15 protein-coding genes are annotated in these 14,183 nt (G+C 70.1%); 10 read left to right on the forward strand and 5 right to left on the reverse strand.

The window, feature by feature from the left end:
• The first annotated feature begins 188 nt into the window (after positions 1-188).
• A complete protein-coding gene (poxB, locus tag NVS89_RS14220; RefSeq protein ID WP_258733415.1) occupies positions 189-1,928 on the forward strand; it encodes a ubiquinone-dependent pyruvate dehydrogenase in 1,740 nt (579 codons plus the stop codon).
• Positions 1,929-1,964: 36 nt separating this feature from the next.
• Here the strand turns inward: poxB and NVS89_RS14225 are convergent, their stop codons facing one another.
• Positions 1,965-2,585 (reverse strand): TetR/AcrR family transcriptional regulator, encoded by a 621-nt coding sequence (locus tag NVS89_RS14225; RefSeq protein ID WP_258733416.1) that lies wholly within the window; start codon positions 2,583-2,585, stop codon positions 1,965-1,967.
• 230 nt (positions 2,586-2,815) lie between these two features.
• Between NVS89_RS14225 and NVS89_RS14230 the strand changes: the two genes are divergently transcribed.
• The 5 genes from NVS89_RS14230 to gst all read left to right on the forward strand — a co-directional run bounded on the left by NVS89_RS14230 (position 2,816) and on the right by gst (position 6,982).
• Positions 2,816-3,778, forward strand: a complete 963-nt coding sequence (locus tag NVS89_RS14230) for a DMT family transporter (RefSeq protein ID WP_258733417.1) — start codon at positions 2,816-2,818, stop codon at positions 3,776-3,778.
• Positions 3,779-3,793: 15 nt separating this feature from the next.
• The gene (locus NVS89_RS14235) at positions 3,794-4,504 is read left to right on the forward strand and encodes a glutathione S-transferase family protein (protein WP_258733418.1); all 711 of its coding nucleotides are present in this window, start codon (positions 3,794-3,796) and stop codon (positions 4,502-4,504) included.
• Positions 4,505-4,514: 10 nt separating this feature from the next.
• The gene (locus tag NVS89_RS14240) at positions 4,515-5,321 is read left to right on the forward strand and encodes an SDR family NAD(P)-dependent oxidoreductase (protein ID WP_258733419.1); all 807 of its coding nucleotides are present in this window, start codon (positions 4,515-4,517) and stop codon (positions 5,319-5,321) included.
• Between the two features lie 43 nt (positions 5,322-5,364).
• Complete coding sequence (locus NVS89_RS14245; protein ID WP_258733586.1) at positions 5,365-6,069, forward strand: glutathione binding-like protein; 705 nt, start codon at positions 5,365-5,367, stop codon at positions 6,067-6,069.
• Between the two features lie 211 nt (positions 6,070-6,280).
• Positions 6,281-6,982: a glutathione transferase, Atu5508 family gene (gene gst / locus NVS89_RS14250; RefSeq protein WP_258733420.1), complete on the forward strand. Its 702-nt coding sequence runs from the start codon at positions 6,281-6,283 to the stop codon at positions 6,980-6,982.
• 20 nt (positions 6,983-7,002) lie between these two features.
• On the opposite strand, the gene NVS89_RS14255 is transcribed toward gst, so the two are convergent.
• From NVS89_RS14255 to NVS89_RS14270, 4 genes are read right to left on the reverse strand one after another with little or no spacing between them, the layout of a single operon-like run.
• Positions 7,003-7,734, reverse strand: coding sequence for an SDR family NAD(P)-dependent oxidoreductase (locus NVS89_RS14255; RefSeq protein WP_258733587.1), 732 nt, complete (start codon positions 7,732-7,734; stop codon positions 7,003-7,005).
• Positions 7,735-7,746: 12 nt separating this feature from the next.
• Positions 7,747-8,184: a GlcG/HbpS family heme-binding protein gene (locus NVS89_RS14260; RefSeq protein ID WP_258733421.1), complete on the reverse strand. Its 438-nt coding sequence runs from the start codon at positions 8,182-8,184 to the stop codon at positions 7,747-7,749.
• A 3-nt stretch (positions 8,185-8,187) separates the two neighbouring features.
• Positions 8,188-9,090, reverse strand: a complete 903-nt coding sequence (locus NVS89_RS14265) for an NAD(P)-dependent oxidoreductase (protein WP_258733422.1) — start codon at positions 9,088-9,090, stop codon at positions 8,188-8,190.
• Positions 9,087-9,929, reverse strand: coding sequence for an alpha/beta fold hydrolase (locus NVS89_RS14270; protein WP_258733423.1), 843 nt, complete (start codon positions 9,927-9,929; stop codon positions 9,087-9,089). Before NVS89_RS14270 ends, NVS89_RS14265 begins: the two co-directional genes overlap by 4 nt.
• A 368-nt stretch (positions 9,930-10,297) precedes the next feature.
• Here NVS89_RS14270 and NVS89_RS14275 point away from each other — a divergent pair, with 368 nt between their 5' ends.
• The 4 genes from NVS89_RS14275 (at position 10,298) to NVS89_RS14290 (ending at position 14,039) form a co-directional block, all read left to right on the forward strand.
• Positions 10,298-11,251 (forward strand): cyclase family protein, encoded by a 954-nt coding sequence (locus NVS89_RS14275; RefSeq protein WP_258733424.1) that lies wholly within the window; start codon positions 10,298-10,300, stop codon positions 11,249-11,251.
• 76 nt (positions 11,252-11,327) lie between these two features.
• A complete protein-coding gene (gene kce, locus NVS89_RS14280) occupies positions 11,328-12,260 on the forward strand; it encodes a 3,5-dioxohexanoate:acetyl-CoA acetone transferase (protein WP_258733425.1) in 933 nt (310 codons plus the stop codon).
• An 11-nt stretch (positions 12,261-12,271) separates the two neighbouring features.
• A complete protein-coding gene (locus tag NVS89_RS14285; RefSeq protein ID WP_258733426.1) occupies positions 12,272-13,273 on the forward strand; it encodes a Gfo/Idh/MocA family protein in 1,002 nt (333 codons plus the stop codon).
• A gap of 10 nt (positions 13,274-13,283) precedes the next feature.
• Positions 13,284-14,039, forward strand: a complete 756-nt coding sequence (locus NVS89_RS14290) for an SDR family oxidoreductase (RefSeq protein WP_258733427.1) — start codon at positions 13,284-13,286, stop codon at positions 14,037-14,039.
• The last annotated feature ends 144 nt before the right edge of the window (positions 14,040-14,183 follow it).

Raw genomic sequence — 14,183 nt, forward strand, 5'->3', positions numbered from 1 at the left:
AGGTCGGGAGCGCACGTTCCTGGCGCCCGTCCCGGCTCGACCTCTCTCCGCTAGACAGGCATTGTCGGGCCCGGAGTCACCGCCGGGGCCGGCCGTTCGGCACCATGCCGGCATCGCGTCGCCCGGCGGACGTGTCGTCCGGCCGCCCTATAGTGCGCCGGCAAAGCAAAACTGGAAGCGAGAGTGACATGCCCGCACCGACCTGCGCCGACTTCATCGCCAGCACGCTCGCCGAGATCGGCGTCGAACGCATCTGGGGCGTGACGGGCGACAGCCTCAACGGCTTCAACGACAGCCTGCGCCGCCTCGGGAGCATCCGCTGGATGCATGTGCGCCATGAGGAGACGGGCGCCTTCGCGGCCGGGGCCGAGGCGGCCGCGACCGGCAATCTCGCCGTCTGCGCGGGAAGCTGCGGGCCCGGAAACCTCCATCTCATCAACGGCTTGTTCGACTGCCACCGCAATCATGTGCCGGTGCTGGCGATCGCCTCCCACATCCCCTCCTCCGAGGTCGGGCTGCATTATTTCCAGGAGACCCACCCGCAGGAGCTGTTCCGCGAGTGCAGCCATTATGTGGAGCTGGTCAGCAACCCGGAACAGCTCCCGCGCGTGCTGGAGACCGCGATCCGCACCGCCATCGGGCGCCGCGGCGTCGCCGTCATCGTGCTGCCCGGCGACGTCTCGCTGAAGCCCGCCCCGGCCGGCGCCACCGAGCGGATCGCGCCCGCCGCGCCGCCGGTGGTCCTGCCCGCCGACGCGGATCTCGACCGGCTCGCCGGGCTGCTCGATGGCGCACAGGCCGTCACCCTGATGTGCGGCAGCGGCTGCGCGGGCGCCCATGACGAGGTGGTGGCGCTGGCGGAGACGCTGGGCGCGCCCGTGGTCCATGCGCTGCGCGGCAAGGAGCATGTCGAATGGGACAACCCGTTCGACGTCGGCATGACCGGGCTGATCGGCTTCTCCTCCGGCTACCACGCGATGGAGAACTGCGACACGCTGCTGCTGCTCGGCACCGATTTCCCCTACCGCAACTTCTATCCGACGAAGGCGAAGATCGCCCAGATCGACATCCGGCCCGAGGCCATCGGGCGCCGCGCGCCGGTCGCGCTCGGCCTCGTCGGCGACATCGGCGCGACGCTGAAGGCGCTGCACCCGCGCCTCAAGCGCAAGGGCGAGCGCGGCTTCCTCGACAATGCCCGCGCCCACTACGCCGACGCCCGCAAGGGCCTCGACGCGCTGGCCTACCCGAAAGCCGACGACCGCCGCATCCACCCCCAGCATCTGGTGCGGCTGGTGAGCGAGCTGGCGGCGGAGGACGCGATCTTCACCGCCGATGTCGGCACCCCGACCGTCTGGGCGGCGCGCTACCTGAAGATGAACGGCAGGCGCCGGCTGATCGGCTCCTTCAACCACGGCTCGATGGCCAATGCGATGCCGCAGGCGCTCGGCGCGCAGGCCGCCTTCCCCGCGCGGCAGGTGATCTCGCTCTCCGGCGATGGCGGATTCTCCATGCTGATGGGCGACGTGCTGTCGCTGCGCCAGCTCGACCTGCCGGTGAAGATCGTCGTGCTGAACAACGGCGTGCTCGGCTTCGTCGCCATGGAGATGAAGGCGGCGGGCTATCTCGACAGCAACACCAGCCTAGACAACCCGAACTTCGCCGCGATGGCGGAGGCGATCGGCCTGCGCGGCATCCGCATCGAGCAGCCCGCCGCGCTGGAGGACGGGCTGAAGGAGGCACTGGCGCATGACGGCCCGGTGCTGGTCGACGTGGTGACCGCCAAGCAGGAGCTCGCCATGCCGCCGAAGATCCAGCTCGAACAGGCCAAGGGCTTCAGCCTGTTCCTGATGAAGGCGATCATGAACGGGCGCGGCGACGAGGTAATGGAGCTCGCCCGCACCAATCTGCGCGGCAAGAGCCTGTTCTGAGCAAGGCTGGCCTGAAAGGGGGGCGCCGGCCCGTTCTCACTGGGGGCGGGCCGCGGCGTCCTCGCCCTGCCCTCCGGTGACGGCGAGCAGCGCCAGCGCCGGCGCGACGACGCCCTCCAGCAGCGCCCGCTCGGGCCGCACGCGGGCGAGCACGCGCACGCCCATCAGCACGCCGAGCAGGTGGCGGGCCAGCATCTCCGCCGGCTGCGCGCGCGTGATCGTGCCGTCGGCCTGTCCGGCCCTCACGCGGTCGAGGAAGAAGTCCTCGATATGGACCAGCATGTCGGCGACCAGCTTGCGGAAGCCGGGATCGTGCGGCGCCACCTCGAGCGCCGCGTTCACCAGCATGCAGCCCTTGTGCTCGTGGTCGCCGAGCGAGCGGGCCACGATCTCCTCGAAGAAGGCCGCGATCGCCGCGCGCGGCGCCAGCGTCTCGCAGCGCTCGATGCGGTCGGCGATGCTGCTCTCGATGTAGTGGTCGAGCGCCCTGCGATAGAGCGCACGCTTGTCGCCGAACGCGTTGTAGAGGCTCGCGGCGGTGATGCCGGTGCTCTCCACCAGGTCCCTGACCGAGGTGGAGTCGTAGCCCCGGTGCCAGAAGCACCGCACCGCCGCCTCCAGCACCGTCTGCTCGTCGAATTCCCTCGGCCTCGCCATCCCTTCACCCGCTCGCCTTCGCTCGCGGCATCTTGCCAGCTTCCGCGCGAGCATGCATTCTAGAATAAACGTACTAAAACTCAAGGTGACGGCCGCGCTGCGCCGCACCAGGGCCGCCCAGGGCGCCTCGAGCCACCGGAGCGGGCCGGAAGGACGATCACCATGGAACGCAACCGACCGACCGCCGTCTTCGACGCGGAACTCGTCCGCGTGGCCGGCGACGGCGCCCGATGAACGCGGACGACGCGCTGCCGCGTGACAGGGAGGCGGGTACGTCCGCCCGGGCGCCGCGCCTGAGCCGGTCGCTGCTCATCGGCTTCGGCTGGGCGGCGCTGACGGTGACCATCTTCTCCGGCTGGTTCGTAGTCACGCGCTTCAGCGTCACGCGCGAGCTCAGGATCTGGGACATCACCGCCCTGCGCTTCGGCATCGGCGCGGTGCTGCTCGCGCCCGCCGTGCTGCGCCCCGGCCGCACGCTGCCGCTCGCCGCCTGGGGCGAGGGCCTCGTCTTCATGCTGCTGTGGGGCATGCCCTTCGTGCTGCTGGTGGCGCTGGGCCTTCGCCTGACCACGGCCGCGCAGGCGGCGTCGATCACCCCCGCCCTGATGCCGGTCTTCGCCGGGGTCTTCGCCTGGGCCTTCCTGCGCGAACGGCAGGGGCGCGCCCGCTGGGTGGGCTACGGCGCCATCGTCGCCGGCATGGCGGCCCTCGTCGCCGCCGGCGCGGCGGTCCACGGTGCGCCGAGCCCCGCCGGCCTCGGCGCACTCGCGCTCGCCGCCGCCATGTGGGCCACCTACACGCTGCTCTATCGCCGCAGCGGGCTGAACCCGATCCAGTCGGCGGCGCTGATCTGCGTCTGGTCGGCGGTGCTGTTCGTTCCCGCCTACTGGCTGCTCGGCCTCAGCCGCTTTTCCGATGCCTCGGCGGGCGAGATCGCGCTGCAGGTCGTCTATCAGGGCGTGCTGATGAGCGGCGTCGCCATCATCACCTTCAACCGCTCGGTTGCCCTGCTCGGCTCCAGCGCCGCCACCGCCATCATCGCCCTGCTGCCGGCGGTCGCCTCGCTGCTGGCGGTGCCGATTCTCGGCGAGGTGCCGAGCCTTCCCGAAGCCCTCGCCATCGCCGTCATCGTCGCCGGCGTGCTGCTGGCCGCCCGGCCGACGCCGGACCGGCGCACGTCCCCATCCACCTGATCCGAGGAGACGCCCATGATCCGCTTCTATTTCCACCCCACGCCGAACCCCGCCAAGGTCGCGCTCTTCCTGGAGGAGACGGGCCTGCCCTACGAGGTCGTCCCGGTCGACACGAGCAAGGGCGAGCAGCACGCGCCCGCCTTCCGCGCCATCAACCCGAACGGCAAGGTGCCCGCCATCGTCGACACCGAGGGTCCGGGGGGCAAGGAGACGCGCGTGTTCGATTCCACCGCGATCCTCCTCTACCTCGCGGAGAAGACCGGCAAGCTGCTGGGCGCGCCGGCCGACCGGCCCGAGCTGTTGTCCTGGCTGATGTTCCTCGCTTCCGGGCTCGGCCCGTTCTCCGGCCAGTCGGTGCACTTCCAGTTCGCGGCGCCGGAAGACGCGGTCTATGCGCGCAACCGCTACCGCCGCGAGGCCGAGCGCCACTACCAGGTGCTGAACGACCATCTGGAAGGGCGCGACCACATCGTCGGCGACAGCTACACCATCGCCGACATCTCGGCCTGGGGTTGGCTCGACCGGGCCTCGCGCGTGCGCAAGGGCGAGGAGGACCCGCTCGGCCCCTATCCCAATCTCAAGCGGCTGTTCGAGACGGTGGACGCGCGCCCGGCCGTCGCCCGCGCGCGGCAGGTCGGCGCCGGCCACGACTTCAAGAAGGTCAATGACGAGGAGACCAAGCGCGCGCTCTTCCCGTCCAACTACCACCCGTCGCCGGTGGCGTGAGGAGGCCGTCATGCAGCTCAGGGACAAGAAGGTCCTCGTCACCGGCGGCTCCAGCGGCATCGGCCTCGCCATCGCCCGGGTGCTCCTCGGCAAGGGTGCGAAGGTGGTCGTCACCGGCCGGCGGCCGGACACGCTCGCCGCCGCCGTGGACGAGTTGAGGAAGACCGGCGGCGAGGTCCATGGCGTCGCCGCCGATGTCGGCACCGCCGAGGGACGGGGGGCGACGCTGAAGCAGGCGCTCGACACGCTGGGCGGGCTCGACATCCTCGTCAACAATGCCGGTGGGGTGCGCGCGGGCCGGCTCGAGAACACCTCGGAGGCCGAGATCGAGGCGATGGTGACGGTCGACCTGCTGGCACCGATCCTTCTCACCCGCGCCGCCCTTCCCGCGCTGCGGGCCGGCGGCGACGCCATGGTGGTCAACGTCGCCTCGGGCATCGCGCTGATCGGCGCGCCCTTCTATGCGAGCTATGCCGCGGTGAAGGCCGGCCTCGCCCGCTTCGGCGAGGCGCTGCGGCGCGAGCTGAAGGGCGAGGGAATCCACGTCATGACCGCCTATCCCGGCGCGACCGAGACGCCGATGATGGCCTCGAACCGCGCCGGACCGGAGCTCGGCTTCTCCCGCGAGCCGGCCTCGGCGGTCGCCGACGCCATCGTCGAGGGCATGGAGGCGGGCGCCTTCGAGGTGATCCGCGGCGGCGAGGCGCGCGCCAGGATGATCGCCATGAACCGCGACGATCCCGCCGCCGTCGACGAGCGCTTCCTCGGCCTGAAGCCGGCGCTCGAGGAGGCGGTACGCGACCATTCCGCGCTCTGACGACCCCGCCGCAAGCGCCCATCACGACAAGCGAGTGAGCGAGATGATCGAACTCTATTACTGGCCGACGCCGAACGGCCACAAGATCACGATGTTCCTGGAGGAAGCGGGGCTGGACTACACCATCCACCCCGTCAACATCAGCGCCGGCGACCAGTTCAAGCCGGAATTCCTGGCCTTCTCGCCGAACAACCGCATGCCCGCCATCATCGACCTGCACCCGGCCGATGGCGGCGAGCCGATCACGGTGTTCGAATCCGGGGCGATCCTGGTCTATCTCGCCGAGAAGACCGGCCGCTTCCTTCCCGCCGACACGCGCGGGCGCAAGACCGTGCTCGAATGGCTGTTCTGGCAGATGGCCGGCCTCGGCCCGATGGCCGGGCAGAACCACCATTTCGGCGTCTACGCGCCCGAGAAGCTGCCCTACGCCATCAACCGCTACGTGAACGAGACCAACCGGCTCTACGGCGTACTCGACCGCCGGCTGGAGGGGCGCGCCTTCATCGCCGGCGACGACTACTCCATCGCCGACATGGCCTGCTATCCGTGGATCGTGCCGTGGAAGCGCCAGCAGCAGAACCTCGACGACTTCACCAATCTGCGCCGCTGGTTCGACGCCATCCGCGAGCGTCCCGCCACCCAGCGCGCCTATGCGCGGGCGGACGCCTACTCCGCCCAGCCGGCGGTGACGGAGGAAGGCAAGAAGCTGCTGTTCGGCCAGACCGCCAGCAGCGTGCGCCAGAACTGACCGGAGGGTCGCCCGGCGGCTCTCCGTCGTCGCCGGGCGGCCTTCATCCACGCGACATGGCGCGGGCCGATGCTTCCCCGGCGGCCCTGCGGAACCGCCGGGCCTCGCCCCGAAAGTGCCGCGGGCGGTGCCGGCAGCGCTGGACCGGGCGCGATCCTGCGTTAGCTAAGGCTATCGGCCGAAACCGATCCTGCGACCGGGAATCCGTGAAATGTCCGACTACGAACTCTATTACTGGTCCGTCCCCTTCCGGGGCCAGTTCGTGCGTGCCGTGCTCGCCCATGCCGGGAAGAGCTGGACCGAGGGCGGCGATGCCGCGATCGGCGAATTGATGGACAAGCCGGCGCGCGAGATGCCGGTGCCCTTCATGGGCCCGCCCCTGCTGGTCGACAGGAAGGCCGACCTCGCCATCGCCCAGATGCCCGCCATCGTCCTCTATCTCGGCGAGACGCTGGACCTGATGCCCGACAGCCCGGCCCTGCGCGCCATGACGATGAAGATCGTCAACGACGCCAACGACGTGATCGACGAGATCACGCTGGATGGCGGCCGGCTGATGTGGACCGAGAGCCGCTGGGAGGAGTTCGTCCCGCGCCTGAAGAAATGGATGTCGTTCTGGGAGGAGACCGGACGCCGCCACGGGCTGAAGAAGACGTCCGGCTTCCTGCTCGGCGGCAAGGCGCCCGGCATCGCCGACGTCGTGACCGCCATCCTCTGGTCCACCATGACCGAGCGCTTCGGCGCGATCGGCACCCTGCTCGACGAGGCCGCGCCGATGACCGCCGCCCTGACGCGGCGCGTCGCCGAGCTGCCCGCGCTCGCCGAACTCGCCGCCAGGGCCCGGAAGGACTATGGCGACGCCTATTGCGGCGGGCAGATCGAAGCCTCGCTGCGCAAGGTGCTCCGTGCCTGAGGCCCGGCGCGGGAGATCATCTACCGCGCCGTCCAGCCGCCATCGACCCGCAGGCTGTCGCCGGTCACGAAGCGCGCGGCGGGCGACACAAGGTAGAGGATCGACTCGGCGATGTCCTCGGGCGTCGGCAAATCGTTCATCGGCACCATGTCGTAGACGAACCGCTTGAACTCGGGGTCCTCGAACATGCCCTTCGTCATCGGTGTCATGACGAAGGTCGGCGCGATCGACACCACGCGGATGCCGCGCGGAGCGAGTTCCACCGCCATCGCCTTAGTCAGGCCCTCCACCGCGTGCTTGCTCATGCAGTACACGGTGCGCTTGGGCGAGCCGACATGGCCCATCTGCGAGGACATGTTGACGATGACCCCGCCCGATCCCATCACCCGCGTCGCGGCGCGGGCGACGCGATAGACCGAGCGGATGTTGAGGTCGATCATCCAGTCGAGCGTCTCGTCGTCGACGTCGACCATCATCCGGGGCCGGTTGCCGCCGGCATTGTTGACGAGGATGTCGAGCCCGCTCATCGCCTCGATCCGGGCAAGGAAGGCGTCGTCGCGCACATCGGCGGCGAGGGGCTCGATGCGCCCGTCGCCCTCTCCGGCCAGCGTCTCGAGGTCGCCGGCCGTGCGCGCGACGGCGACGACATGCGCGCCCTCCCGCGCCAGCGCCAGTGCGGTCGCCCGGCCGATGCCCTTGCCCGCGCCCGTCACCAGCGCCGTGCGTCCCGCGAGCATGCGCCCGCCCGTCATGCCGCCCACCGCTCAGCGCTCCTCGGTATCGGCGACGAGCCCGGCCGCCGCGATGCCGGCGAGCGCGCAGGTCTCGTCGACGTCCGACGTGTCGCCGCTCACGCCCACCGCGCCGATGATCCGGTTGTCCGCGTCGCGCACCAGCACGCCGCCCGGCACCGGCACCATGCGCCCGTCCGAGGCCGCGGCCAGCGCGTTGAAGAAGGTGCCCATCTTCGCCGCCCGCGCGGCGAGGCCCCGGCTCGAAATGCCCATGCCGAGCGCGCCCCACGCCTTGCCGTAAGCGATCTCGAAGCGGACGATCCCGCTGCCGTCCTCCCTCTTGGCGAGCTTCACGTGCCCGCCCGCGTCCAGCACCACCACGGTTAGCGGCTGGGCGTCGAGCCCGCGCGCCTTCTCCAGCGTCACCCGGGCGATGATGTCGGCCTGTTCCAGCGAAAGATCAGCCATCGCTCAGTCCTCCGTGCCGCGCGGCTCGGTCATGCCCTTGAGCACGGCGAAGAGCGAGGCCGTGTCCTCCTTGCCCCGCCCTTCGGCGAGCGCGGCGAAGTAGAAGGGCAGGCACGCCGCCATCAGCGGGGTCGGCGCGCGCATCTCGCGGGCGAAGTCCATGATGAGCTGCAAATCCTTGATGTAGATATCGTGCTTCATCGTCGCCGGCTCGTAGCGGTTCTCGATCATCAGCGGCGCGCGCACCTCGAACATGCGCGAATTGCCGGCACCCGAGCGGATCGCGTCGAAGACGAGGTTGAGGTCGAGCCCCGAGCGCTCGGCCAGCAGCAGCGCCTCGGCGGTCGACAGGTTGTGGATCGTCACCAGAAGGTTGGCGATGTATTTGAGCTTGATGCCGGTGCCGAAGCCGCCGCAGTAGCGCACGTCGCGGGCAAAGGCGCCGAAGGCCGCCTCGACCTTGCGGAAGCCCGCCTCTTCGCCGCTCGCATAGATGGCGAGGTCGCGCACCGCCGCCTGCGCGCCGGTGCCGCTGACGGGGCAGTCCAGCACGATGGCGCCCTTCGGCTCCAGAGCGGCGCGGCAGGCTTCCTTGGCCTCGATCGGCAGCGTGCCCATCTCGCACACCACCGCACCCGGGCGCAGCGCGCCGGCGAGATCGGCGGTCACGATCTCCAGCGCCTTCACCGAAGGTAGCGCCAGCAGAAGGATATCGGCCCCCTCGGCCACCTCGCGGGCCGAGCCGACGGCGCGCCCGCCCTGCGCCGTGAGCGTCGCCATGGCGGGCTCGGTGACGTCGGTGCCGACGACCTCGTAGCCGCGCTCCAGCAGGTTCTTCGCATAGGCGGAGCCCATGATGCCGAGGCCGACGATGCCGACGGCCTCCTTCTTCGTCTCAACTGTCACGCAACCGACTCCGCAGCTTGTCTGGAAAGGTCGAGGAAATCCGCCAGCCGGGCATTGAAGCCGGCAACGTCCTCCATATTAGCGATGTGCGCCGCGCCCGGGATCGCCTCGAAGCGCGCATCGGGCGTCGCATCGGCCATGGCGCGCATGGCGTCAGCCGGCGCGGCCCCGTCCTCGGCGCCGCCGATGAACAGCACCGGCGGCTTCATGCCGGGCAGCCGGCGCAGATAGTCGAGCCCCTTCAGCGCCTCGGCGCAGCCGATATAGCCGACCGGCGAGGTCGACAGCACCATGCGGGCGGCGCGGTCGATCACCCCGGGGCGCTCCTGCCGCGTCGCCTCGGTGAACCAGCGCTCCATCGTGCCCGCCAGCACCGCGCCCATGCCGTGCCCCGACACGGCGGCGATGCGCTGGTCCCAGCCCGCCACGAAGGGCGGCGGGGCATCGGCGCGCGCATCGGCGCAGACCAGCCGCCCCACCCGGCCGGGATGGGCGAGGCCGAGGCCGAGCGCCGTCATGCCGCCGAGCGAGAGGCCGAGGACATCGGCCCGGCCGACGCCGAAATGGTCCATCACCGCCACCAGGTCCGCCACCAGCATGTCGAAATCATAGCGTCCCGACGGCGCACTGGAGCGGCCATGGCCGCGCGTATCGTAGCGCAGCACGCGGTAGGCCTTTGTGAGGAACGGGATCTGGTCGTCCCACATGGTGAGGTCGGTCGCGAGCGAATTGGAAAGCACGATCCAGGGCAGGCCCTCCGGGCCGTCCACCCGCGCGGCGAGCTGCGCGTCGCCGGACGCGACGATATCCGTGATCTCCGGCCCGTTTGAACCCGTCATGGCACGTCTCCTCTCCCGATTGTCTGCCGGGGCGTTTTCCGCCTCCGGTCCTTAGGTGACGCTAGCGAGGGCGCGGGCGCGCGGCGAAACCATGAGTTCTGATCGCGCCGATCAGGATCGCTGATGCCCCGCCTGCCCGCCGGCGCCCGCCGCGCCATCCCCCTCCCTGCGATTCGAGCTCATCTGACGATTGACAAAGCCGGTCATTCGTTCTGATATTTATCAGACGATAAACAAATTCGACGGCGTTGAAAAGCCCGTCGCGCCATCTGGGCGCCGCCCGCCGGCATCGGCATGCGGCGCTGCCTTTCCCGGCCGTGCCGGGCCTGTCGCCGGCTCAAAAGAATCCGAAAAAAGTGAGGAAACCCATGGATATCACCGTCGGACGCGACGCAATCGCGGAAGCTTCCCGCAAGCTCTCGAACTGGGGGCGCTGGGGCAAGGACGATCACAGCGGCACGCTCAACCACGTCACCCCGCAGGACATCGTCGACGCCGCCAAGCTCATCAAGAGCGGGCGCGTCTTCTCGCTCGGCATCCCGCTGGACCGCGAGGGCCCGCAGAACGGGCTGTTCGGCGGGCGCTTCAACCCGATCCACCAGATGCTCGCCACCGGCACCGACGCGGTGAGCGGGCAGCAGGACTGGAACAAGATCCGCTACGCCGACGACACGCTGCACCTGTGCGTGCAGGGCGCGACGCACTGGGACGCGCTGGGCCACGTCTTCTACGAGGACAAGGCCTATAACGGCCACGACGCCAAGCTGATCGACTCGCGCGGCCTGTCCGTGCTCGGCATCGAGCATTCGCGGGCAAAGATGAACGGGCGCGGCGTGCTGCTCGACATCGCCCGCTTCCGCGGCGTCGATTGGCTTCAGGACGGCGAATCGATCTCGAACGACGAGCTCGACGCCTGCGCGAAGAAGCAGGGAGTCGAGATCCGCAAGGCCGACTTCGTCATCATCCGCACCGGCCAGATGGAGCGCTGTCTCGCCGAGGGCGAATGGGGCGGCTATGCCGGCGGCGACGCGCCGGGCGTGAAGTTCGAGAACTGCTACTGGTGCCACGAGAAGGAGATCGCCGCGATCTGCTCCGACACCTGGGGCGTCGAGGTACGGCCGAACGAGACCACGGACGCCAACCAGCCCTGGCACTGGGTGGTGATCCCGGCCATGGGCCTGTGCATGGGCGAGATCTTCTACCTGAAGGAGCTCGCCGAGGACTGCGCGAAGGACGGCGTCTACGAGTTCTTCTTCTGCGGCCCGCCGCTCATCATCACCGGGGGAACCGGCTCGCCGATCAACCCGCAGGCGATCAAGTAGCCCGCGTTCCGGACCGCACCGCAGGACGGCGGCACGGCGCCGCCGTCCCCTTTCCGCTCATTCCCGGAGCCGATCCATGGCCACTGCCCGCAAGGTCATCGTCACCTGCGCCTGCACGGGCGCGATCCACACCCCTTCCATGTCGCCGCACCTGCCGGTCACGCCGGACGAGATCATCGCCGACGCGATCGGCGCTGCCGAGGCCGGCGCGGCGATCCTTCACCTGCACGCCCGCAATCCCGAAACCGGCAAGCCGGACCAGACGCCCGAGGCGTTCGGCCGCTTCCTGCCGCAGATCAAGCAGCAGACCTCCGCCGCCATCAACATCACCACCGGCGGCAGCCCCTATATGAAGGTCGAGGAGCGGGTCCTGCCGGCCGCGACCTACAAGCCGGAGGTCGCCTCGCTCAACATGGGCTCGATCAATTTCGGCCTCTACCACCTGCTCGACCGCTACAAGGACTTCAAGCACGACTGGGAGCGGCAGCATCTCGAGGCGACGCGCGATCTGGTTTTCCGCAACTCGTTCAAGGACATCGAGTACATTCTCGAGACCTGCTACGACAACGGCACCCGGTTCGAGTTCGAGTGCTACGACATCGCCCACCTGTACAACCTCAAGCACTTCCTCGACCGCGGCCTCGTCAAGCCGCCGCTGTTCGTGCAGTCGGTGTTCGGCATCCTCGGCGGCATCGGCACCCACCCCGAGGACATCATGCACATGAAGCGCACCGCCGACCGGCTGTTCGGCGACCAGTACCGCTGGTCGGTGCTGGGGGCCGGCGCCTCGCAGCTCCGGGTCGCCGCCATGGCCGCCTCGATGGGCGCGAATGTGCGCGTCGGCCTCGAGGATTCGCTGTGGATCGGGCCGGGCGAGCTCGCCCCCTCCAGCGGCGCGCAGGTGCGCAAGGCGCGACAGATCCTCGAAGGCATGGGCCTCGAGCTCGCCTCCCCGGACGAGGCGCGCGAGATCCTTCAGCTCAAGGGCGCGGACCAGGTCGCGTTCTGAGGGATGCCCTCATGCTCAATGCCGCGATCATCGGGCTCGGCAATTGGGGCCGGACCCTCGTCGACGCCGTGCAGGGCAAGAGCGGGCTGATCCGCTTCACCCGCGCGGCGACCGGCAACCGCGCCAGGGCGGCGGAGTACGCCGCCCTCGCCGGCATCGCCCTCGAGGACAGCTACGAGGCGGTGCTGGCGGCGCCGGGCGTCGACGCCGTGGTGCTGGCGACGCCCCATATCCAGCACGCCGGGCAGATCGCGCAGGCCGCCGCCGCCGGCAAGCACGTCTTCGTCGAGAAGCCCTTCACGATGACGCGGGCCAGCGCGGAGACCGCGGTGGCGGCCGCCGCGAAGGCGGGCATCGCGCTCGGCCTCGGCCACAACCGGCGCTTCCATCCCCATGTCGCCCGGCTGCGGGAGATGCTGCGCGCCGGCGAGGTCGGCACCGTGCTGCACTGCCACGCGGAGATGACCTCCTCCAGCGCCCTGTTCCTGCCGGGCGGGGTATGGCGCACCGACCCGGAGCAGTCGCCGGCCGGGGGCATGACCGGGCTCGGCATCCATCTCGTCGATTTGATGATCGGCCTTCTCGGCGAGATCGACGCGGTAGCCTGCCAGAGCCTCAACCGCGCCGCGCCCTCGGGTGCGCAGGACACGACGAGCGTAGCCCTGCGGCTGCGCAGCGGGGCCACCGCCACGCTGCTCGCCTTCTCGGCCACCGCCCCCGTGTTCCGCTTCACCGTCTACGGCTCGCAGGCCGTCGTCTCCATCGAGGGCCCGACGCTCGACCAGATGACCATCCGGCCCGCCGCGCCCGGGCCGGGCAAGCCCGCCCCGCCGCCGGTGGTCGAGACCCTTCCCGGCTTCGACACGGTGCGCGCGGAGCTCGAAGCCTTCGCGCGTGCGGCCGGCGGCGGCGCGCCCTACCCCATAAGCGCCGCGCAGATGGCGCACGGCGTCGCCGTGCTCGAGGCGATCATCGCCGCGGCCGGCCAGGACCGTTTCGTAACCGTCACATAGGAGGGCAGCCATGCCGACGACTGATCGAACGATGATCGTGACAGGCGGCTCCAAGGGAATCGGCGCCGCCATCGCGCGGGCCGCCGGCGCGGCCGGCTACCGCGTCGCGCTGACCTACCGTTCCGACGCCGCCGGCGCGGAAAGCGTCGCCCGCGACGTCGAGAAGGCCGGCGGCGAGGCGCTCGTCATCTCCGCCGACGTCGCGCGCGAGGAGGACGTGCTCGCGCTGTTCAGCGCGGTCGACGCGACGTTCGGCCCGCCCGACGTGCTGGTCAACAATGCCGGCGGCGTTGGCCCGCTCGGCCGGCTCGAGGCGATCAGCGCCGCCGCCCTCCACGACGTGCTGGCGATCAACGTCGTCGGCAGCTTCCTGTGCTGCCGCGAGGCGGTGCGGCGCATGTCGACCGGCAAGGGCGGGCGCGGCGGCACCATCGTCAACATGTCCTCGCGGGCAGCCGAGCTCGGCGGCGCGGGCGAATGGATCCACTACGCCGCCAGCAAGGGGGCGATCGACAGCCTGACCGCCGGCCTCGCCCGCGAGGTGGCGGTCGAGGGCATCCGCGTCAACGCGGTCGCCCCCGGCCTCATCGCCACCGACCTGCACGCAGCCGCCGGCGCGCCGGACCGGCTCGCCCGGCTCGGGCCGGCCGTTCCGATGCAGCGCCCCGGCACGGCGGAGGAAGTCGCCGCCGCCGTGCTGTGGCTGGCCTCGCCCGCGTCTTCCTATGTAACCGGCGCGATCCTTCCGGTGTCGGGCGGGCGCTGAGCGACGCGTCGAATCTCCCGCTTGAACAGCCGGGGAATTCTCATGCATCGTTGACATGATCGAACATTTGCCTGATTATCTAACGATAAATAAGCAGGCGATGCCGGATACCTTACCGATGGCACGCGACGCCAAATCGACCGG

The sequence above is a fragment of the Ancylobacter mangrovi genome, from assembly GCF_024752355.1.
Classification (GTDB): Bacteria; Pseudomonadota; Alphaproteobacteria; order Rhizobiales; family Xanthobacteraceae; genus Ancylobacter; species Ancylobacter mangrovi.

Excerpts from the sequence above, each read along its gene's own strand:
- poxB (WP_258733415.1), top strand. The coding sequence starts at position 189 with ATGCCCGCACCGACCTGCGCCGACTTCATCGCCAGCACGCTCGCCGAG.
- NVS89_RS14225 (WP_258733416.1), bottom strand. The coding sequence starts at position 2,585 with ATGGCGAGGCCGAGGGAATTCGACGAGCAGACGGTGCTGGAGGCGGCG.
- NVS89_RS14230 (WP_258733417.1), top strand. The coding sequence starts at position 2,816 with ATGAACGCGGACGACGCGCTGCCGCGTGACAGGGAGGCGGGTACGTCC.
- NVS89_RS14235 (WP_258733418.1), top strand. The coding sequence starts at position 3,794 with ATGATCCGCTTCTATTTCCACCCCACGCCGAACCCCGCCAAGGTCGCG.
- NVS89_RS14240 (WP_258733419.1), top strand. The coding sequence starts at position 4,515 with ATGCAGCTCAGGGACAAGAAGGTCCTCGTCACCGGCGGCTCCAGCGGC.
- NVS89_RS14245 (WP_258733586.1), top strand. The coding sequence starts at position 5,365 with ATGATCGAACTCTATTACTGGCCGACGCCGAACGGCCACAAGATCACG.
- gst (WP_258733420.1), top strand. The coding sequence starts at position 6,281 with ATGTCCGACTACGAACTCTATTACTGGTCCGTCCCCTTCCGGGGCCAG.
- NVS89_RS14255 (WP_258733587.1), bottom strand. The coding sequence starts at position 7,734 with ATGACGGGCGGGCGCATGCTCGCGGGACGCACGGCGCTGGTGACGGGC.
- NVS89_RS14260 (WP_258733421.1), bottom strand. The coding sequence starts at position 8,184 with ATGGCTGATCTTTCGCTGGAACAGGCCGACATCATCGCCCGGGTGACG.
- NVS89_RS14270 (WP_258733423.1), bottom strand. The coding sequence starts at position 9,929 with ATGACGGGTTCAAACGGGCCGGAGATCACGGATATCGTCGCGTCCGGC.
- NVS89_RS14275 (WP_258733424.1), top strand. The coding sequence starts at position 10,298 with ATGGATATCACCGTCGGACGCGACGCAATCGCGGAAGCTTCCCGCAAG.
- kce (WP_258733425.1), top strand. The coding sequence starts at position 11,328 with ATGGCCACTGCCCGCAAGGTCATCGTCACCTGCGCCTGCACGGGCGCG.
- NVS89_RS14285 (WP_258733426.1), top strand. The coding sequence starts at position 12,272 with ATGCTCAATGCCGCGATCATCGGGCTCGGCAATTGGGGCCGGACCCTC.
- NVS89_RS14290 (WP_258733427.1), top strand. The coding sequence starts at position 13,284 with ATGCCGACGACTGATCGAACGATGATCGTGACAGGCGGCTCCAAGGGA.